This is a genomic window from Variovorax boronicumulans, assembly GCF_030812215.1.
Taxonomy (GTDB): domain Bacteria; phylum Pseudomonadota; class Gammaproteobacteria; order Burkholderiales; family Burkholderiaceae_C; genus Variovorax; species Variovorax boronicumulans_C.
The window spans coordinates 278,008-296,418 of the sequence record NZ_JAUSSG010000010.1; the positions used below are offsets into that span (position 1 = coordinate 278,008).

The window sequence follows — 18,411 nt, forward strand, 5'->3', positions numbered from 1 at the left end:
TGTGACTCCGTGGGGGTTCAGCGCGTCTTGCGGGCCAGCCATCCGGACACGCCTTCGGGCAGGATGCGGATCACCACGATCACGGCGAGCAGCATGCCGATCTGCCCCACGATCTGCCCTCCCCAGCCGTTCAGGCCGGTGCGGATGACCGCGAGCAGCATGCCCGCCGGCGCGGTGCCCAGCAGCACGTTGGCGCCGCCCACCACCACCGTGACGAAGGCCTCGACCAGGAAGGCCGCGCCCATCGTGGGAATCAGCGTCATCGTGGGCGCATAGAGCGCGCCGCACAGCCCCGCCAGCGCCGCGCCGATGCCGAAGCTCAGCGCATACACACGCCCCACGCGCACGCCCGTGGCCTGCGCGATCGATGCGTTCTGCATCGTGGCGCGCGCATGCACGCCGAAGCGCGTGCGCATGAAGATGAAGTAGATGCCGCCCAGCACTGCCACCGCCGCTGCAAACAGCACCATGCGGTAGACCGAGAAGGTGTAGTCGCCCACCACGAAACTGCCCTCGGGCGTGCCCACGCCGGTGAGCGTGGAGCCGAAGACCAGCAACATGCCCTGCGTCACGATGAGGCTCAGGCCCCAGGTGGCGAGCAGCGAATCGAGCGGCCTCTTGTAGAGCTTGCGCACCAGGCTCCACTCCACGGCCGCGCCGATCAGCCCGGCGGCCAGCGTGCCGCACAGCTGCGCGAGCGGCAGCGGAAAGCCCGCATGCACGAGGCCCACGGTGACGTAGGCGCCGCACATGATGAATTCGCCATGCGCCATGTTGATCACGCCCATCATCCCGAACACGATGGCCAGGCCGGCCGCCGAGAGGATGAGGAACGCGAACACGTCGGCGAACTGGTAGAAGAACGAGAAGATTTCGGCGAACACCGCTGCTCCCTGCTGGACCGGTCGATCGGATGGGTCGAGGCGCGATGCGTCAGAGCTTCTTGGGCAGGTCCGACGGCGTGTACTGCTTGCGGTCGTTCTTCTTGGTGAGGTCGCAGCCGATCTTGCCAAGCCAGTACGGCTGGATCGTTCCGTAGTCCTTGAGCACCTTCACGTTGTGCTTCTCGTCCACCGCGATCAGGCGCATCTCGTGCGAGGCGTGCTGGCTCTTGGGGTCGATGCAGACCTTGCCCTCGGCCGCCTCGATGCAGGCCTCGCCGGCCGCGATCACCTTGCGAATGTCCGCCAGCTTGGTCGACTTGGCCTTCTCGACCATCGTCTTGTACATGTAGAGCGCGTTGTAGGCGTTGTAGCCCATGTCGTTGATGTAGGGCTCGTTCGGGAACTTGGCATGCCAGCGCTTCTTGAAGTCGTTGGCCGCGGGCGTGTCGACTTCCTCGAACCAGTTGGCCGTGGCGTGCATGCGGTTGAGCGCGGGCGGCGCGAAGCGCTTGTGCTCGAAGCCCAGCATGACCTTCACCGACGAGCCCATCGGCAGGTTCAGCTTGGCGGCGGCGGCCTGCTCGAAGAACGAGTCCTGCGCGGCGCCCACGTTGAGCATCAAGAGCCAGTCGGGCTTGGCCTTCTGGATGTTCTGGATGGTCTGCGCGAACTGCGAGACGCCCAGCGGAATGAACTCTTCGCCGACCACCGTGCCGCCCACGTCTTTCAGGATCGTGCGGTTCCATTCGGCGGAGATCTGCCCGAAGTTGTAGTCGGCCGCGACCACGTACACCTTCTTGCCGAACTTCTCGACCATGTACGGAATGAGCGTGGAGAACTGCTGCTCGGGCACCGCGCCCATGCTGATCATGTTCGCATCGCACACGCCGCCTTCGTACTGGTTGGTATAGAAGTACGGCGTCTGCGTGCGGTCGACGATCGGCCGCACCGCCTCGCGCGAGGCCGAGGTGATGCCGCCGATCAGCACGTCGACCTTGTCCTTGCTCAGGAGGCGCCGCGTGAACTCCTGGTAGCGCGCGTTGTCGCCCTGCGGATCCAGGTGGATGAGTTCGATCTGCCGGCCCAGGATGCCGCCGGCCTTGTTGATTTCTTCCACCGCCAGTTGCGAGCCGTTCAGCTTGGGCTTGCCCAGCACGGCGAGGTCGCCCGAGACGTCTTCCATCAGGCCGACCTTCAACGGCTCGGCAGCCAGGGCCGCGGTTGCGGCGGTGGCCAGCACCATCGTGCAGCCCAGGGAGAAAAGCGCGTGACGTAGTTTCATGGTGATGTGCTTTCAGACAGGGAAAAAAGGAAAAGGAAAGTGGCCGCGGCTCAGAGCGCCGGGTGCCGGCGGTGCCAGTCGGTGACCTCTTGGAAGGCCGCGCCCGCGCGCACCAGCAGCGCCTCGTCGAAATGCCGCGCGACGAACTGGAACGCCACCGGCATGCCGCCCGCGGTGAAGCCGCCGGGCAGCGTGATGGTCGGGCTGCCGGTCATGTCGAACGGGCAGGTGTAGCGCAGCATCGCGGCCATGAGGTCGGCATCGACGCCCATCTGCGCCATGCGCTCCATGGTCGGCGAGGCGATGCCCGTGGCGGGGATCAGCAGCAGGTCGATGTCCTCGAACATCGCGCGCACCTTGCCGCTGAAGTCGTGGCGGCGCAGAACGATCTTCTGGTAGTCCACGCCGCGCTGCGCGAGGCCCAGCTCGATGAGGCCCGCGACTGCCGGACCGTACATGTCCTTGCGCGACGGATAGGTCTTCTCGTGCACCACGGCGGCCTCGATGCCGCACAGCGGGAACCAGTCCTCGATGGCCTGCGCGGGATCGGGAAAGCGCACCTCGCGCAGATCGCCGCCGAGGGTGCGCACCGCGGCAATGGCGGCCTCCAGCACCTCGCGCGTGGGTGCGTCGACGCCCTCGGTCGCCCAGCGCATGTCGATGCCGATGCGCAGGCCGGCGATGCCCTTGTCCAGATCGGCGAGGTAGTCGGGCACCGGCGCGAGGCTGGCCGTCGGGTCGTTCACGTCGGCGCCGGCAATGGCACCGAGCATTGCGCCCGCATCGGCCGCGCTGCGCGTCATGGGGCCGATGTGGTCCAGCGTCGCGGCCAGTTCGAAGGCGCCGTAGCGGCTCACGCGGCCCCAGGTGGGCTTGAGGCCCGTGAGGCCGTTGGCAGCCGAGGGAAAGCGGATCGAACCGCCGGTGTCGGTGCCCAGCGAGCCGTAGCACAGGCCCGCCGCGGTCGCGACGCCCGAGCCGCTGGACGACACGCCCGGCCAGTGCGCCGCGTTCCACGGATTGACCGGCGGCGAGACCGAGGGATGGTGGTCCGCATACGCGCTTTCGGTGAGCTGCAGTTTGCCGAGGATGACGGCGCCCGCCTCGCGCAGCTTGCGCACCACGGTGCCGTCGACGGTCGGCACGAAGTCCTTGTAGAGCGTCATGCCGGCGGCGGTCGGCACGCCCTCGGTCCAGCACAGGTCCTTGATGGCGATCGGCACGCCGTGCAGCGGGCCGCGGATCTCGCCCCTGGCGATTTCCGCTTCGGCGCGCGCCGCCTCGGCGAGCGCGGAATCCCCGAGCACCCGCACATAGCTCTTGAGCTTTCCGTCGAGCGCACCGATGCGTTCGAGTTGCGCCTTCGTCACCTCCACGGGCGACAGTTCCCTGGCCTGGATGCGGCGGCCGACTTCCAGAAGTTCGAGGTAGTGCAGATCGTTGTCGGGCATGGCTGGGAGACTCCGTTTCGTTGTGGATCGGGGCGAGGAACAGGCTTGTCTGAAGCTGCCCACCGAAGGTATTGAAGGTATCGAAGGGCCGCCGCGAACGCTTGGCTCGCAGCGCCATTGCGATGTGCTGGACCGGCCAGCGACGCTTTTTCTTTCAGCGCAGCGCGGGCGCGCGCTTGTGGAAGCCAGTGGCCTGCTGGAAGGCATGGCCCGCGCGCAGCAGCGTGGCCTCGGCGAAGGGCCGTCCGATGATCTGCATGCCGATGGGCAGGCCGTGCGGATCGAACCCGCAGGGCACGTTCATCGAAGGCAGCCCCGTGAGGCTCGCGACGCCGGTGAACTGCATGATCGCGGAGAGCATGTCTTCCTGCCGCCCCGGCTCGATCTCCACGCGCGTCTCGCCGATGCGGGTGGCGACGAAAGGCAGCGAGGGACAGACGAACACGTCCACCCGCCTGAAGGCATCGAGGAATTCGGCCCGCAGCAGCGCGCGGTAGCGCTGGGCCTGCAGGTACTGGGTGGCCAACAGCATTTCGCCGGCTTCCAGCAGGGTGCGCACGTCGTCGCCGTAGTCCTCGGGGCGCTCGCGCAGGTTGCGCTGGTGATAGGTGCTGGGCTCGGCCGATTCGATGGTGAGCTGCGCGGAGATGTTGCCGTGGATGTTGCGGATGTCGACATCGACCAGCTCGGCGCCCAGGTCGACGAAGGTGGCCAGGGCCTCCTTCACCGCGTCATGAACCGGCGCCTGCAGGTGCTCGAAGAAGTAGCCCGGCACGATGCCGATTCGCAGGCCGCGGCAGCCGCCGCCCAGCGCCTGCAGGTAGTCGTCGCAGGCGCGTGGCGCGCTGCCCGCGTCCTTCGGATCGAATCCCGCGATGGCGCCGAACATCAGCGCACAGTCCTCGACGGTGCGCGTCATCGGGCCCACCGTGTCCATGCTCCATGCGAGCGGCACCACGCCGTGGTTGCTGACGCGCCCATAGGTCGGACGAAGGCCCACGATGCCATTGACGGCCGAAGGCAGGCGGATCGAGCCGCCGGTGTCGGTGCCGATCGCGCCGAAGCAGAAGCGCGCGGCCACCGCGACCGCCGAGCCCCCGCTGGAGCCGGCCGGAAAGTGCGCCGGGTCCCAGGGGTTGCGCACCGCGCCGTAGTGGGGATTGGCCGAGGTGCCGCCCCAGGCGAACTCGTGCATGTTGGTCTTGCCGATGAAGACCGCGCCGGCCTGGCGCAGCCGCGTGGTCACGGTGGCGTCGGCCTCGGGGAGCCAGTCGGCCAGGATCTTGCTGCCTGCCGTGGTGCGGCTGCCGCGCACCGCGACGTTGTCTTTCAGCGCAAGCGGAATGCCCTGCAGCGGGCCGAGCTCGTGGCCCGCGCCCGAGAGCAGCTCGGCGGCGCGCGCCACCTGCATCGCCTGCTCCTCGAACACCGTGATGAACGACTTGAGCACGCCGTCGTGCGCGCGGATGCGTGCGAGCGATGCCTCCACCAGTTCCACGGGCGAGACCTTGCGCTCGCGCACCAGGCGTGCGGCTTCGGCGAGGCCGAGATCGAGCAGCTCGCTCATGCGGCGTCCTCGGGCAGTTCGTGGGCATGCAAGAAGGCAGTGACCGGCATCAGCTCGCGGTGGGCCGCATCGCTCATCTTGCGGCTCAGTTCGTTGGCCGCGGGAATCCAGGCGGACAGCAAGGCCTCGACCGCCGCGCGGCGTTCGGGGCTGAGGTCCAGGGCCGCGCAGCGGGCGAGCGCGCCGACATCGACCGCATCTGCGGGCGGGGAAGCATTCATCGTTGTCTCCGTTCGTGAAGGAAGCTTGTGGACTTCACGATAGAGAGCAACGCCGCGCGCGGCTTGGCTGCAAAGGCCAGCGCGATGGGCTGGAACCGCCAATCTTTCGCCAGCCTTGCGCAAGGAGCGAACGCCGGCGCGGGCGAACGCTAGTGGCGGCGCAACAGCGTCTGGGGCGTCACGCCATAGGCCTTCTTGAACACCCGGCAGAAGTGCGAGAGATCGCTGAAGCCGTGCTGGAACGCCGCCTGCGTGACCTGCCGCACGCGGCCCTCGCGCAGCGCACGGTGGCTCGCCTCGAGCCGCTGCTTCCAGAGCCACTGGATCGGCGTGGTGCCATGCTCGGCGAACACCCGTGCGAGCGTACGGGCAGACACGTGCTGCGCGGCGGCAATCTGTTCGACATCGAGTTCGCAATCGTCCAGGTGCGCGGCGATGTAGTCGCGTGTCTTCTGGAAGAGCGCATCGTGAGAGAACTGCACGGCATCGGTGCCCCCGACCTGGAACTGGAGCACCGCCGAGAGCATGTCCAGCAGCGAGCTTGCAAGGCTGGCCTGCATGCCCTCCCGGCCCGACAGCTCCAGCACCGCGGCCTCTCGGATCATGCTGCCCAGCAACCTGGCGATGGGGTGGCCGTCGGCCAGGTGCATGGCCGTCAGGTTCTGGGCCTCGGGAAACCTGCAGAGCAGCTGCAACCGCGGAATGCGCACGAGCAGGTTCGATTCGGGCAGGAGATCGAAGGTAAAGGGGCGCGCGGCGTCGTAGAGAACGATGTCGCCATTGCGCTGCACCACCTCACGGCCCGACTGCGACAGCACGCCGTGCCCGGACACCATGAGGCTCAGCATGAAATCTTCGTTCGGCCCGCTGCGCAGATGCTGCGCGTCGCGCTCCCAGTAGTGGCGCGGCGAGGACATCTCGGCCAGCGTGAGGTTGCCGAGCGACCGGACGGAAAAGTGGGCGTTGAAGTGCTCTCGATCGGGCACGCGGCTCGCGGCCGGAATGAAGTGCTTGCGCACCACATCGCTCCAGTAGTCGAAGCGCTGGCTGCGTTCGACCGTGTCCGTTGAGTAGTCGAGGTTCATGCTGCGAACGAATGGACGGTGCCACCGGCGGGTGGAATACCAAAACCCAAGCAACAATCGTGCCCTGTGTCGGCCGGCTTCGCTGCGTTGCGGGCACTCTAGCAAGCGCACGCGCCGGCAGCGTCGGGGCTGACCCTACGTCAGATCCGCCCCAGCGCCTTGTCCACGCCCTTGTTGGCAAGCATGTCGGCGCGTTCGTTGCCGGGATCGCCCGAGTGGCCCTTGACCCAGCGCCATTCGATCGTGTGGCCACCCTCGGCCACCAGCTTGTCCAGGCGCTGCCAGAGCTCGACGTTCTTCACCGGCTGCTTGCTGGCGGTCATCCAGCCCTTGGCCTTCCAGCCGCGGATCCATTCGGTGATACCCATGCGCACGTACTGGCTGTCCAGGTAGAGCAGCACCTTGCAGGGGCGCTTGAGCGCGGCGAGGCCCTCGATGACCGCAGTCAGTTCCATGCGGTTGTTGGTGGTGTTGAGTTCGCCGCCGAACAATTCCTTTTCGGTGGCGCCCGACTTGAGCCACGCGCCCCAGCCCCCGGGTCCGGGGTTGCCCTTGCATGCACCATCGGTGTAGATCACGACTTCGTTCAAGCTCTCTTTTCCTTGTTTTCTCTGTATTCGATTCAATCCGTCCGGTCCGGCTGGTGCCGATGCACCTTGCCCGCAATCGACACCGGCGCCGTGGCGCGTGCCGCGGCGCGGCGCCAGTCCGCGCTCAAAAGGCGCATGCCGCGCACCCGCTTCACAGCCACCAGGAAATACGCCGCACCGAAGATCGGCCACCAGCGTTCCCCGGCCTTGTCCATCCAGCGGCAGCGCTCGAGCCAGGCATCGCTGCGCACCGCGGGCCGGTAGACGCCGAAGCGCCCCGATTCCACCTCGAAGCTCAAGAGCCGCAGCCAGTCGCGCATGCGCCAGTAGCCGATGAACTCTCCGCCTTCGGGCAGGTAAAGATCGCCGATGCCGAGCTTGCGGTACAGGTGCGCGCGCCGCTGGCGCATGCCCCAGAGGCTGGCCGGGTTGAGCCCGCAGATCACCACGCGGCCCTCGGGCACCAGCACCCGCTCGACCTCGCGCAGCGTGGCGTGCGGATCGGGGCTCAGTTCCAGCGCATGCGGCATGACCACCAGGTCGAGGCTGTTGGCCGCAAACGGCAACGCCGTGAAGTCGGTCAGCAGCGTCGCCTTGGCGGGCCGCATCGGGTCGCTCAGCGCCAGCCAGCGGTGCGGCATGCGGTTCGTGCGCAGGCCCTCGACTTCGGCCGCGCCCAGCTGCAGCGCGTGATAGCCGAACACATCGGCCACCGCCTGATCGAACTGGGCCTGCTCCCACGCGAGGAGGTAGCGTCCCGGAGGGGTCGCAAACCAATCCTGCAAACCTATAATTTGACCGCTCATGACCCTCGTTCCGCTGCCCGCCTTCGCTGACAACTACATCTGGATGCTGCACGACGGGTCCAGCGCCATCGTCGTGGATCCGGGCGACGCCCAACCGGTGTTCGATGCGCTGGCGCACCACAAGCTGCGGCTGGCCGCGATTCTAGTCACGCACCACCACGCCGATCACACCGGTGGCGTGGCCGCGCTGCATGCCGCCACGGGCGCGCCGGTACACGGCCCCGCGCACGAGCGCATTCCCGAGCCCTTCGCGCCTCATATGCAAGGCGACATCGCCGAAGCGCTCGGCCTTCGCTTCGAAGTGATCGACGTGCCGGGCCACACGGCCGGCCACATCGCCTACTTTCTTCCAGCCGCAGAAGGCCGCGCACCGCTGCTCTTTTGCGGCGACACGCTGTTCTCGGGCGGCTGCGGGCGCCTCTTCGAAGGCACGCCGGCGCAGATGCTGGCCTCGCTCGACGCGCTCGCCGCGCTGCCCGGCGACACGCGCGTGTGCTGTGCCCACGAATACACACTTGCTAACCTGCGTTTCGCTCGCGCGGTGGAACCGGGCAACGCCGATCTGACTCACTACAACGCGCGCTGCGAAAGCCTGCGCGCGCAAGGGCAGCCCACGCTGCCCGCGCAGCTGGCGACCGAACGCCTGATCAACCCCTTTCTTCGCAGCCGCGAAGCCACTGTCCTTCGAGCGGTGCGCGCGCATGCCGAGCTTTCCGCCGACGCGGCCGAAGCCGATGTGTTCGCCGCACTGCGCCAATGGAAAAACGACTTCCGATGAAATTTATTGCTGCCACCTGCCTTGCAGGTTCACTGGTGCTCGCAGGCTGCGCAGCACCCACCGACACCCCTTCATCCTCCTCCAGCACTTCCCCCAAGACCGGCGCCACCGCCGGTGGCACCGGCTCCAAGGTCGCCGGCAGCGCGGCTCCCATCTATCCGCGCGACGCCCTCTCCCCCCTCTCCAGCGGCGAGGCCCACTCGCAAAGCGTGGTCACGCTGGCTCCGCCAACCGACATGTGGGACCGCATCCGCCGCGGTTTCAAGATGCCCAACCTGGAAAGCGACCTGGTGCGCGACCGCGAGCAGTGGTATGCGAGCCGGCCCGACTACATCCAGCGCATGACCGAGCGCTCGAACAAGTACATGTTCCACATCGTCGAGGAACTGGAGCGGCGCAACATGCCGACCGAGCTCGCGCTGCTGCCGTACATCGAGAGCGCATTCAACCCGCAGGCCGTCTCCAGCGCGCGTGCGGCGGGCATGTGGCAGTTCATGCCGGCCACCGGCAACGACTTCGACCTGAAGCAGAACATCTTCCGCGACGACCGCCGCGACGTGGTGGCCTCCACCCGCGCCGCCCTCGACTACCTGCAGAAGCTCTACGGCATGTTCGGCGACTGGCAGCTCGCGCTCGCCGCCTACAACTGGGGCGAAGGCAGCGTGAGCCGCGCCATCGCCAAGAACCAGCGCGCCGGCCTGCCCACCACCTACAGCGACCTCAGCATGCCGGCCGAAACGCGGCTGTACGTGCCCAAGCTGCAGGCGGTGAAGAACATCGTGGCGAATCCGCAAGCCTTCAACGCCGAGCTGCCGCTCATCGCCAACCACCCCTACTTCCAGACCGTCACGCTCACCCGTGACCTCGACGTGGAGCTGGCGGCCAAGCTGGCCGACGTGCGCATCGAGGACTTCCGCGCGCTCAACCCTGCTGCGCACAAGCCGGTGCTGATCGCCGCGGGCACGCCGCAGATCCTGCTGCCCTGGGACAACGCCGCCGTGTTCCAGCGCAACTTCGACGCCTACTCGCAAGGCCAGTACGCCAGCTGGACCGCCTGGGTCGTACCCAACACCATGACGGTGGCCGACGCCGCCCAGCGCTCCGGCATGAGCGAGAGCGACCTGCGCGCAATGAACAACGTGCCGCCGCGCATGCTCATCAGGGCCGGCTCCACGCTCATCGTGCCGCGCGGCGCCCGCGTGAAGGAAGACGTGGCGGCCGTGGTGGCCGATGGCGGCCACCTGAGCTTCCAGCCCGAAATCGTCAACCGCCGCACCACCGTGAAGGCCGGCCGCAACGACAGCGTGGCGAGCATCGCCCGCCGCTACAAGCTCGCACCGTCCAACGTGGCGGAGTGGAACGACGTGAAGCCCAACCATGCATTCAAGCGCGGCTACAGCGTCGTGGTGTACCTGCCGGTTCGCGCGGCACCGGCGGCGCGTGTCGGTGCCGGCGTAGCGGTTGCACGCGGCCATGCTGCAGCGGCCTCCTCGAAGCGAGGCGGCGCCGCTGCCCAGTCCAGCCAGGCGCGCGGCAAGAACGTCGTCAAGGTACCCGCCGGCAAGCAGGTCGTGCGCGAGAAGCGCGGCGGCACGCCGTCGAAGAAGAAGCGCTGAGCAAGCGCTGAAGAAGCGTCGCCCCCCGCCGGCGGGCAGCGCCGGAACACAACAAAAGGGAGGGCCATGCCATGGCTGTTGAAGGAAGTGCGGGCGATCTCGTCAAGGTCGTCACGCTGTTGGGAGCCGCGGTCGTCGCCGTGCCCCTGTTCAAGCGGCTGGGCCTCGGCTCGGTCCTGGGCTACCTGGCCGCGGGGCTGGCCATCGGCCCGTTCGGCTTCGGGCTTTTCACCGATCCGCAAACGATCCTTCATACCGCCGAACTCGGCGTCGTGATGTTCCTGTTCGTGATCGGGCTGGAGATGCGGCCCTCGCACCTCTGGAGCATGCGCCGCGACATCTTCGGCCTCGGCAGCCTGCAGGTGGTGGTGTGCGGCCTTCTGCTCACGGGCGTGGGCATGGCCTTCGGCTTTCCGCTGGCCGTGTCGTTCGTGTGCGCGATGGGCTTCGTGCTCACCTCCACCGCCATCGTGATGCAGCTGCTCGGCGAACGCGGGGACATCGCCGCGCCGCGCGGGCAGAAGATCGTCGCGGTCCTTCTCTTCGAAGACCTGCTGATCGTGCCGCTCCTGGCCATCGTGGCGTTCATCGCACCGGTGGATGCGGCGCAGCAGGCCGTTGCGCCCTCGCGCTGGATCGGCGCCGGCATTGCCGTGGGCGCGCTCGCGGCGCTCGTGGCCGCGGGTATCTGGCTGCTCAACCCGCTCTTTCGCATCCTGGCCAACTCCAAGGCACGCGAGGTCATGACGGCGGCAGCGCTGCTGGTGGTGCTGGGCGCTGCACTGCTGATGCAGCTGGGCGGCCTGTCGATGGCGATGGGGGCGTTCCTTGCGGGCGTGCTGCTGTCGGAATCGACCTTCCGCCATCAGCTCGAGGCCGACATCGAACCCTTCCGCGGCCTGTTGCTGGGCCTGTTCTTCATCGGCGTGGGCATGTCGCTCGACCTCGCGGTGGTGGCGCAGAACTGGCAGCTCATCGTGGCCGGCGTGGTGTCGATGATGGTGGTGAAGGCGCTGTGCATCTACGGCGTGGCGCGGCTCGCCAAGAGCTCGCCCGCCGACGCGCTCGACCGCGCGGTGCTGATGGCGCAGGGCGGCGAGTTCGCGTTCGTGCTGTTTTCCGCCGCGCTCGGTGCCAAGGTGATCAGCCCGACCGTCAACGCCAACATGACGGCGGTGGTGGTGCTGTCGATGGCGCTCACGCCGCTCGCGGTGCTCGCGCACCGCCGCTTCGCACCGGCATCGACCGCCTCGATGGAGGGCGTCGAGAAGGCCGAGGGACTGGCCGGCAACGTGCTGGTCATCGGCTTCGGCCGTTTCGGCCAGATCGCGATCCAGGGCGCGCTCGCGCGCGGCGCCTCGATCTCGATCATCGACACCGACACCGAGGCCATCCGCGGTGCCGCCGAATTCGGCTTCAAGGTCTACTACGGCGACGGCTCGCGTGCCGACGTGCTGCACGCCGCCGGTGCGCACAGCGCACGCGTCGTCATGGTGTGCGTGAACGACAAGGCCGCGACCACGCGCATCGTCGAGCTGCTGAAGGCCGAGTTCCCGCACGCCCAGCTGCTGGTCCGTTCCTACGATCGCGAGCACATGCTGGAGATCGGCAAGCTCGACGTCGAATTCCAGATCCGCGAAACCTTCGAATCGGCGATGGTCTTCGGCCGCCAGGGTGTGCTGGCGCTCGGCGCCTCCGACACGGAAGCCGACGAGGTCATCGGCGAGCTGCGGCGGCGCGACGCGGAGCGCGTCGTGCTGGAGATGGCGGGCGGCATCTTCGCGGGCCGCGCGCTGGTGCAGGTGAACACGGAAGCGCACGGCAAGGGCACCTGAACCCCTGCGCGGCTGCGCGCTTCAGAGTTTCTCGGTCTCCCCGCTGCGCGGCTGCCACTTCATGAGGCGCTTCTCGATCAGCCCCACCAGCCCATCGAGCGCCAGCGCAAAGGCCGTGAGCACCACGATGCCGGCAAAGACGGTGTTGACGTCGAAGGTGCCCTCGGCCTGCAGGATCAGGTAGCCCACGCCGCGCGCCGAGCCCAGGTACTCCCCAACCACCGCGCCGACGAAGGCCAGTCCCACCGAGGTGTGCAGGCTCGAGAACACCCAGCTCGTGGCGCTCGGCAGATAAACGGTGCGCAGCAATTGCCGCTGGTTGGCGCCCAGCATCTTCGCGTTGGCCAGCACCACCGGACTCACCTCGCGCACGCCCTGGTAGACATTGAAGAACACGATGAAGAACACCAGCGTGACCGCCAGCGCCACCTTGCTCCAGATGCCGAGGCCGAACCACAGCGCAAAGATCGGCGCGAGGATCACGCGCGGCATCGAGTTGGCGGCCTTGATGTACGGGTCGAGGATCAGGCTCGCGGTGGGCGCGAGCGCCAGCCAGAGCCCGCATGCGAGTCCCAGCACGGTGCCGATGCCGAAGGCCAGCACCGTCTCCAGCAACGTGGTGCCCAGGTGCCGGTAGATGTCGGCATTGCCTTTCAGCCCCTCGGGAAACAACAGGTTCGGCGGCACCTCAAACGGCAGGAACCAGCTCCAGATACGGCCCGCCACCTGGATCGGCTCGCCGACGAAGAAGGCGAACTGCTGGTTGCGCGACGCCAGGTGCCACCCCACCAGGATGAGCACCAGCAGCACCAGTTGCCAGAAGCGCGCGTTGCGCTCGTTCAGGCGCGGGATCATGCGGCTTTCCTCAGTTGCTGCGCGTAGCCCTTGAGCACCTCGTCACGCAGCACTTCCCAGATCTGCGTGTGCAGCTCGACGAAGCGCGGCTGCGTGCGCACCTCGGCCACGTCGCGCGGACGGGCCAGGTCGATGTCGAACTCGCCGATGGGATGCGTCGCCGGCCCGGCCGACAGCACCACCACGCGGTCGCTCATCGCAATGGCTTCATCGAGGTCGTGCGTGATGAAGAGCACCGCCTTCTTCTTCGCGCTCCAGATCTCGAGCACCTCGTTTTCCATGAGCTGCCGCGTCTGGATGTCGAGCGCGCTGAAGGGCTCGTCCATGAGGATGATGTCGGGGTCGAGCACCAGCGTTTGCGCCAGCGCCACGCGCTTGCGCATGCCGCCGGAAAGCTGGTGCGGATAGCGGTCGCCGAAGCCCGAGAGCCCCACGCGCGAGAGCCAGGCCTCGGCCTGCTCGCGCGCATCGGCATCGGACACGCCGCGGTACTGCAGTCCCACCATCACGTTGGCGACCGCGCTGCGCCACGGCATCAGCGCCTCGGTCTGGAACATGTAGCCCGCACGCGCATTGACGCCCGCGAGCGTCTGCCCGAACACCTTGACCGCGCCCGACGACGGCTCGAGCAGCCCCGCGCCCACGTTCAACAGCGTCGACTTGCCGCAGCCCGTAGGCCCGACCACCGAGACGAACTCGCCGGCCTTGATGCGCAGCGTGGTGTCGGCGACCGCGGTGTAGCGCTGGCCCGGGTCGTCCTTCGAGTGGAAGGTGCAGCTGATGGAGAGGAGTTCGAGTGCGTGGTCGGACATGTCTGCAGGATTAAAAAACCCGGCCAAGGCCGGGTCGCGGGGACGTTCGGAGTCAGGCTTTGAACCTGTCCTTCGCGCGCCTAGCAAAATCGTTGGTGTAGGTCTTGAGGAGATCGATCTTCTCGGCCTTCACCGCAGTGTCGAAGCTCGCGATGGCTGTGAGGGCCGTCTTCGGTCCGTCGGCCGGCACGAGGCCGTCGGTGGCGATCGATTCGCGCACCTTGTCGAAAGACGCGAGGTACAACGCCCGGTCGCCGAGCAGATAGGTCTCCGGCACCGTCTTGATGATGTCGCCCGGCCCCGCCGTCTGCAGCCACTTCAGGCCGTGCACGATGGCATTGGCCAGCGCCTGGCAGGTGTTGGGATTCTTCTGGATGAAATCGATCGGCGCGTAGAGGCAGGCCGCGGGCATCGGTCCGCCGAACACCTGCTGCGTGCCCTTGAGCGTGCGCGTGTCGCTGATGATCTTCACATCGCCCTTTTGCTCGAGCATCGTCATCACCGGATCGGTGTTGCTGATGGCGTCGATCTGGCCCGAGCGCAGCGCGGTGAGCGCGCCGGCCGCGACGCCCACGCCGATGTAGCTCACGTCGCTCGCCTTGAGCCCGCCGCGCGAGAGCACGAGGTTGGCCACCATGTTGGTCGACGAACCCGGAGCGGAAACGCCGATCTTCTTCCCCTTCAAGTCCTGGATGCCGGTATAGCCCGCCATGTTCTTGGTCGACACGCCCACGGCGATCTGCGGTGCGCGGCCCTGCAGCACGAAGGCCTGGAAGAACTGGTTCTTGGCCTGCAGGTTGATGGTGTGTTCGTAGGCGCCCGAGCAGACATCGGCCGAGCCGCCCACCACCGCCTGCAGCGCACGCGCGCCACCGGCGAAATCGGAGATCTCCACCTCGAGCCCTTCGGCCTTGAAGTAGCCGAGCTGCTCGGAGATGGTCAGCGGCAGGTAGTAGAACGCGGCCTTGCCGCCGACCGCGATGGAGACCTTGGTCTTTTCCAGCTTGGCTTGCGCAAAAACCCGCGGCAGCGCAATCGCTGCGGCAGCGACTGCGGAGGCGGAAATAAGGGTTCTGCGATGAAGCATGAAGCGGTCCTGCGGGCTCTTTGATTCTTGTGAAGTGAATCGAGCTTAGGGGTGCGCGACCGTTGCCTGCATCGGGGTCATCCCGTGCGGGTTTCCACGTAAGCATGAAGGCCTCCACGGGCCCTCTGCCAGATGGCCTGCAGCGGCCTATTTCGCGAGGAAAAGAATCGCGATGTTGACGAGGAACGCGAGCGCCCAGACCGCACTGCGCACGCCGCCGAGACCCTTGATGTAGATCGCAAGGTAGATCGCGCGCAGCACGACATAGGCCACCGCCAGCATGTCGAGCCGCGCCTGGTTGGCGCCCAGCTGGTGCGCGATGATCACCGCGCCGATGAAGAACGGCAGCCCTTCGAAGGTGTTGGCCTGTGCGCTGTTGGCGCGTGCGCGCCAGCCGCTTTGCCTGGCGGCCCAGTCGCGCGGATGCACGTTGTCGCGCGGGCCGAAGGCGCCGACCTTGGCGATCCATGCCGCGAGGTACGGCAGGCCGCAGGCGAAGAACACGCACCAGTAGGCGATGGTGAGCAGGGAAAGGGTCATGTCGGGTTGTCTCCGTTCGGCAGCGCACGCGGCAACCGCCATGGCCGCTGCACCACGCTAGCGGCGGTCGACCAGTGCGTGCGCGATGGTGCCCAGGTCCACGTATTCGAGTTCACTGCCGGCCGGAACGCCGCGCGCGAGGCGCGTCACGGTGAGGCCGCGCTGCTTGAGCGCTTCGCCGATCACATGCGCGGTGGCCTCGCCTTCGGCGGTGAAGTTGGTGGCGAGGATGACTTCGCTCACCGTGCCATCGAGCGCGCGGTCGAACAGCTTCTGCAGGCCGATGTCCTTCGGCCCGATGCCGTCGAGCGGACTGAGTTTTCCCATCAGCACGAAGTAATAGCCCCGGAAGGCGCCGGTGCGCTCCAGCGCGGCCTGGTCGGCGGGCGTCTCGACCACGCAGAGCTTGGTCCCATCGCGGCGCGAGTCCATGCACACGCTGCAGATCGGTGCTTCCGTGAAGGTGTTGCAGAGTTCGCAGTGCCGCACATTGCCCGCTGCCTGCTGCAGTGCGCGCGACAGCAGTTGGGCACCGTCGCGGTCGTGCTGCAGCAAGTGAAACGCCATGCGCGAAGCCGACTTCACGCCGACGCCGGGCAGGCGGCGCAGCGCATCGACCAATGCGTCGAGCGAACTGGCGTCGGCCATCAATCGCTCAGAACGGCAGCTTCATGCCGGGCGGGAGGCCCGGCATGCCGGCCGTGAGCTTGCCCATCTTCTGCTCGCTGGTTTCCTCGGCCTTGCGCACCGCTGCGTTGAAGGCGGCGGCCACCAGGTCTTCGAGCATGTCCTTGTCGTCGGCCAGGAGGCTCGGGTCGATCGTGATGCGCTTGACGTCGTGCTTGCAGGTCATGACGACCTTCACGAGACCGGCGCCCGATTCGCCTTCGACCTCGATATGGGCCAGTTCTTCCTGGGCCTTCTTGAGGTTGTCCTGCATTGCCTGCGCCTGCTTCATGAGGCCGGCCAGTTGTCCTTTGTTGAACATCGTTGGTCCTGTATGTGTGGTGAAGAAAAGGGGTGAAGGATAAGAGACGCGGCTGCGGTGCCGGCTCAGGCGGGCCGCAGCGTTCCGGGGACGATCTTCGCATCGAAGTCGCGCATCAGCATCTGCACCTCGGGGTCGCTGTGGATGGCCTCCTCGGCCACGCGCTGGCGCTCCTCGGCCGCATGCCGGTTGCGGCGCGCGGGGCTGTCGACCACGCCGCCGATCTCGATGGCGAGCTTGATGTCGTGGCCGAGCGCGTTGAGCGCCGCGGTCAGCTTCTCGCGGCTGGATGGCTGATTGAGCGTTTCGCGCTCGATGCGCAGGATCCACTGGTCGGTGTCGCGCCCCACGAGCTGCGATTGCAGCGCGAGTTCGCGCGCGAGGGCCGTGATGCTTTCGGCCGCGACCAGTTGGGTGACCGTGGCGTACCAGAAGTCGCCGTCCTCGCTGGGCGGAATCGGTGCGGCCGGGCCGCGTTGCTCGTCGGTGCGCGGCGCATCGCGCTGGCCAGGAGGCGGCTGCACGCGGATCGGCATGCCGACGACCTTGGCGGGGGTATCTGCGGGAGAAGGCCTGGGGTCCGACTGTCGCAGGGGTTCGTCGACGACGGCCAGGCGGTGTCCCGCGGGAACCGACGCCGAGACGTTCGATGCTGCGGCGGGTGCCGGAACAGGCGGCATGGGCGCAGCCGGAGGCGGAGATTCGGCCAGGGGCCTGACCACGGGCGCCGGCGCCGGAGTCGGGGCCGGCACAGGGGGAGCGACGGGAGTCGGCACCCTTGGCGCCGCACCCTGCGCTTCATTCAGAGTTTTTTTTTCCGGGGAAGCCGTCGAAGCAGCCGCGTTGGAAGGTTTGAAGGCCAGCAGCCGCAGCAACACCATCGTCAGCGCGGCATATTCGTCGGGCGCCAGGCCCAGCTCGCCACGGCCGTGCAGGCAGAGGCTGTAGAGGAGCTGCGTTTCGTCGGCCGGCATCAGCGATGCAAGGCGCGCGGTATCGGCGGCGTCGGGGTCGGTGGCTGAATCGGCCGACTCCGCACGTGAAGGCACCGCCTGCAACACGGCCATGGCCTGCAGCACCGCGGTCATTTCCTCGAGCGTGGAAGCGGCGGACATGCCATCGCGGCGCAGCGCCTCGGAGGTGTCGACCACCGTCTTGCCATCGCCCTGTGCGAGCGCCTCGATCAGGCGGAACACGTGGCCGCGATCCACGCTGCCGAGCATCTGGCGCACGCCGGTCTCCAGCAGTTCGCCGTTGCCGAATGCGATGGCCTGGTCGGTGAGCGAGAGCGCATCGCGCATCGAACCGCGCGCCGCGCGCGCCAGGAGGCGCAGCGCCTGCGGCTCGGCCGGCACCTGCTCGGTCTGCAGCACGCTCGTGAGGTGTTCGAGCACCGTCTCGGGCGCCATGGGCCGCAGGTTGAACTGCAGGCAGCGCGACAGCACCGTGACCGGCACCTTCTGCGGATCGGTGGTCGCAAGCACGAACTTGAGGTATTCGGGCGGCTCCTCCAGCGTCTTCAACATCGCGTTGAACGCGGTGTTGGTGAGCATGTGCACTTCGTCGATCATGAAGACCTTGAAGCGCCCCTGCACCGGCTTGTAGACGGCTTGCTCGAGCAGCGACTGCACTTCGTCCACACCGCGGTTGGAGGCCGCGTCGAGCTCGGTGTAGTCGACGAAGCGGCCCGAATCGATGTCGCGGCAGGCCTGGCAGACGCCGCACGGCGTGGCGGTGATGCCGCCCTGCCCGTCCGGCCCCTGGCAGTTGAGCGACTTGGCCAGGATGCGCGAGACCGTGGTCTTGCCCACGCCCCGCGTGCCGGTGAAAAGATAGGCGTGATGCAGGCGCTGCGTGGTCAGTGCGTTCTCGAGCGCCTGCACCACATGCCCCTGGCCGACCATCTCACCGAAGGTTTTCGGACGGAACTTGCGAGCGAGCACGAGATAAGACATTGCGGGCATTCTAAAAGGCGCGGAGAGGCCACTTCACGCTTGTTTCCCCGCCGCGCCGA

Annotated in this window: 18 protein-coding genes; 3 read left to right on the top strand and 15 right to left on the bottom strand. The window is 67.4% G+C overall.

Annotated elements, in window-relative coordinates; translation table 11 throughout:
• Window positions 1-17: 17 nt before the first annotated feature.
• The 8 genes from J2W23_RS25500 to J2W23_RS25535 all read right to left on the bottom strand — a co-directional run bounded on the left by J2W23_RS25500 (window position 18) and on the right by J2W23_RS25535 (window position 7,865).
• The gene (locus J2W23_RS25500; RefSeq protein ID WP_307650730.1) at window positions 18-884 is read right to left on the bottom strand and encodes an ABC transporter permease subunit; all 867 of its coding nucleotides are present in this window, start codon (window positions 882-884) and stop codon (window positions 18-20) included.
• A gap of 49 nt (window positions 885-933) precedes the next feature.
• The gene (locus tag J2W23_RS25505; RefSeq protein ID WP_176657059.1) at window positions 934-2,166 is read right to left on the bottom strand and encodes an urea ABC transporter substrate-binding protein; all 1,233 of its coding nucleotides are present in this window, start codon (window positions 2,164-2,166) and stop codon (window positions 934-936) included.
• A gap of 50 nt (window positions 2,167-2,216) precedes the next feature.
• Window positions 2,217-3,617 (bottom strand): amidase, encoded by a 1,401-nt coding sequence (locus tag J2W23_RS25510; RefSeq protein ID WP_307650731.1) that lies wholly within the window; start codon window positions 3,615-3,617, stop codon window positions 2,217-2,219.
• Window positions 3,618-3,771: 154 nt separating this feature from the next.
• Entirely contained in the window at window positions 3,772-5,184 is a 1,413-nt protein-coding gene (locus J2W23_RS25515; RefSeq protein WP_307650732.1) for an amidase, read from the bottom strand.
• Window positions 5,181-5,405 carry a hypothetical protein gene (locus J2W23_RS25520; protein ID WP_307650733.1) on the bottom strand — a complete coding sequence of 75 codons (225 nt, stop codon included), beginning with the start codon at window positions 5,403-5,405 and terminating at the stop codon, window positions 5,181-5,183. Before J2W23_RS25520 ends, J2W23_RS25515 begins: the two co-directional genes overlap by 4 nt.
• 149 nt (window positions 5,406-5,554) lie before the next feature.
• On the bottom strand, window positions 5,555-6,490 hold the full coding sequence (locus J2W23_RS25525) for a helix-turn-helix domain-containing protein (RefSeq protein ID WP_307650734.1): 936 nt from the start codon (window positions 6,488-6,490) through the stop codon (window positions 5,555-5,557).
• A gap of 140 nt (window positions 6,491-6,630) precedes the next feature.
• Window positions 6,631-7,080 carry a ribonuclease HI gene (gene rnhA / locus J2W23_RS25530; RefSeq protein WP_042576760.1) on the bottom strand — a complete coding sequence of 150 codons (450 nt, stop codon included), beginning with the start codon at window positions 7,078-7,080 and terminating at the stop codon, window positions 6,631-6,633.
• A gap of 32 nt (window positions 7,081-7,112) precedes the next feature.
• Window positions 7,113-7,865, bottom strand: a complete 753-nt coding sequence (locus J2W23_RS25535; protein ID WP_176657666.1) for a class I SAM-dependent methyltransferase — start codon at window positions 7,863-7,865, stop codon at window positions 7,113-7,115.
• A 19-nt stretch (window positions 7,866-7,884) separates the two neighbouring features.
• Here J2W23_RS25535 and gloB point away from each other — a divergent pair, with 19 nt between their 5' ends.
• The 3 genes from gloB (at window position 7,885) to J2W23_RS25550 (ending at window position 12,115) form a co-directional block, all read left to right on the top strand.
• A complete protein-coding gene (gene gloB, locus J2W23_RS25540; RefSeq protein ID WP_307650736.1) occupies window positions 7,885-8,664 on the top strand; it encodes a hydroxyacylglutathione hydrolase in 780 nt (259 codons plus the stop codon).
• Window positions 8,661-10,280, top strand: coding sequence for a transglycosylase SLT domain-containing protein (locus J2W23_RS25545; RefSeq protein WP_307650737.1), 1,620 nt, complete (start codon window positions 8,661-8,663; stop codon window positions 10,278-10,280). Before gloB ends, J2W23_RS25545 begins: the two co-directional genes overlap by 4 nt.
• A gap of 71 nt (window positions 10,281-10,351) precedes the next feature.
• Window positions 10,352-12,115, top strand: coding sequence for a monovalent cation:proton antiporter-2 (CPA2) family protein (locus J2W23_RS25550; RefSeq protein ID WP_307650738.1), 1,764 nt, complete (start codon window positions 10,352-10,354; stop codon window positions 12,113-12,115).
• Between the two features lie 21 nt (window positions 12,116-12,136).
• Here the strand turns inward: J2W23_RS25550 and J2W23_RS25555 are convergent, their stop codons facing one another.
• The 7 genes from J2W23_RS25555 to dnaX form a co-directional block, all read right to left on the bottom strand.
• Window positions 12,137-12,970 (bottom strand): ABC transporter permease, encoded by an 834-nt coding sequence (locus J2W23_RS25555; protein WP_176657051.1) that lies wholly within the window; start codon window positions 12,968-12,970, stop codon window positions 12,137-12,139.
• On the bottom strand, window positions 12,967-13,782 hold the full coding sequence (locus J2W23_RS25560) for an ABC transporter ATP-binding protein (protein WP_307650739.1): 816 nt from the start codon (window positions 13,780-13,782) through the stop codon (window positions 12,967-12,969). Before J2W23_RS25560 ends, J2W23_RS25555 begins: the two co-directional genes overlap by 4 nt.
• Before the next feature lie 52 nt (window positions 13,783-13,834).
• On the bottom strand, window positions 13,835-14,869 hold the full coding sequence (locus J2W23_RS25565) for an ABC transporter substrate-binding protein (RefSeq protein ID WP_013540940.1): 1,035 nt from the start codon (window positions 14,867-14,869) through the stop codon (window positions 13,835-13,837).
• 147 nt (window positions 14,870-15,016) lie between these two features.
• Window positions 15,017-15,409 (bottom strand): MAPEG family protein, encoded by a 393-nt coding sequence (locus J2W23_RS25570; protein ID WP_176657049.1) that lies wholly within the window; start codon window positions 15,407-15,409, stop codon window positions 15,017-15,019.
• A 57-nt stretch (window positions 15,410-15,466) separates the two neighbouring features.
• Window positions 15,467-16,057 (bottom strand): recombination mediator RecR, encoded by a 591-nt coding sequence (gene recR, locus J2W23_RS25575; RefSeq protein ID WP_013540938.1) that lies wholly within the window; start codon window positions 16,055-16,057, stop codon window positions 15,467-15,469.
• Between the two features lie 7 nt (window positions 16,058-16,064).
• Entirely contained in the window at window positions 16,065-16,397 is a 333-nt protein-coding gene (locus J2W23_RS25580) for a YbaB/EbfC family nucleoid-associated protein (protein WP_007836669.1), read from the bottom strand.
• A gap of 65 nt (window positions 16,398-16,462) precedes the next feature.
• Complete coding sequence (gene dnaX / locus J2W23_RS25585; RefSeq protein ID WP_176657048.1) at window positions 16,463-18,352, bottom strand: DNA polymerase III subunit gamma/tau; 1,890 nt, start codon at window positions 18,350-18,352, stop codon at window positions 16,463-16,465.
• Window positions 18,353-18,411 lie beyond the last annotated feature (59 nt).

Bases quoted from the DNA above. Each gene is read 5' to 3' on its own strand.
- J2W23_RS25505 (WP_176657059.1), bottom strand. From the start codon at position 2,166: ATGAAACTACGTCACGCGCTTTTCTCCCTGGGCTGCACGATGGTGCTG.
- J2W23_RS25510 (WP_307650731.1), bottom strand. From the start codon at position 3,617: ATGCCCGACAACGATCTGCACTACCTCGAACTTCTGGAAGTCGGCCGC.
- J2W23_RS25515 (WP_307650732.1), bottom strand. From the start codon at position 5,184: ATGAGCGAGCTGCTCGATCTCGGCCTCGCCGAAGCCGCACGCCTGGTG.
- J2W23_RS25520 (WP_307650733.1), bottom strand. From the start codon at position 5,405: ATGAATGCTTCCCCGCCCGCAGATGCGGTCGATGTCGGCGCGCTCGCC.
- J2W23_RS25525 (WP_307650734.1), bottom strand. From the start codon at position 6,490: ATGAACCTCGACTACTCAACGGACACGGTCGAACGCAGCCAGCGCTTC.
- gloB (WP_307650736.1), top strand. From the start codon at position 7,885: ATGACCCTCGTTCCGCTGCCCGCCTTCGCTGACAACTACATCTGGATG.
- J2W23_RS25545 (WP_307650737.1), top strand. From the start codon at position 8,661: ATGAAATTTATTGCTGCCACCTGCCTTGCAGGTTCACTGGTGCTCGCA.
- J2W23_RS25550 (WP_307650738.1), top strand. From the start codon at position 10,352: ATGGCTGTTGAAGGAAGTGCGGGCGATCTCGTCAAGGTCGTCACGCTG.
- J2W23_RS25555 (WP_176657051.1), bottom strand. From the start codon at position 12,970: ATGATCCCGCGCCTGAACGAGCGCAACGCGCGCTTCTGGCAACTGGTG.
- J2W23_RS25560 (WP_307650739.1), bottom strand. From the start codon at position 13,782: ATGTCCGACCACGCACTCGAACTCCTCTCCATCAGCTGCACCTTCCAC.
- J2W23_RS25565 (WP_013540940.1), bottom strand. From the start codon at position 14,869: ATGCTTCATCGCAGAACCCTTATTTCCGCCTCCGCAGTCGCTGCCGCA.
- J2W23_RS25570 (WP_176657049.1), bottom strand. From the start codon at position 15,409: ATGACCCTTTCCCTGCTCACCATCGCCTACTGGTGCGTGTTCTTCGCC.
- recR (WP_013540938.1), bottom strand. From the start codon at position 16,057: ATGGCCGACGCCAGTTCGCTCGACGCATTGGTCGATGCGCTGCGCCGC.
- J2W23_RS25580 (WP_007836669.1), bottom strand. From the start codon at position 16,397: ATGTTCAACAAAGGACAACTGGCCGGCCTCATGAAGCAGGCGCAGGCA.
- dnaX (WP_176657048.1), bottom strand. From the start codon at position 18,352: ATGTCTTATCTCGTGCTCGCTCGCAAGTTCCGTCCGAAAACCTTCGGT.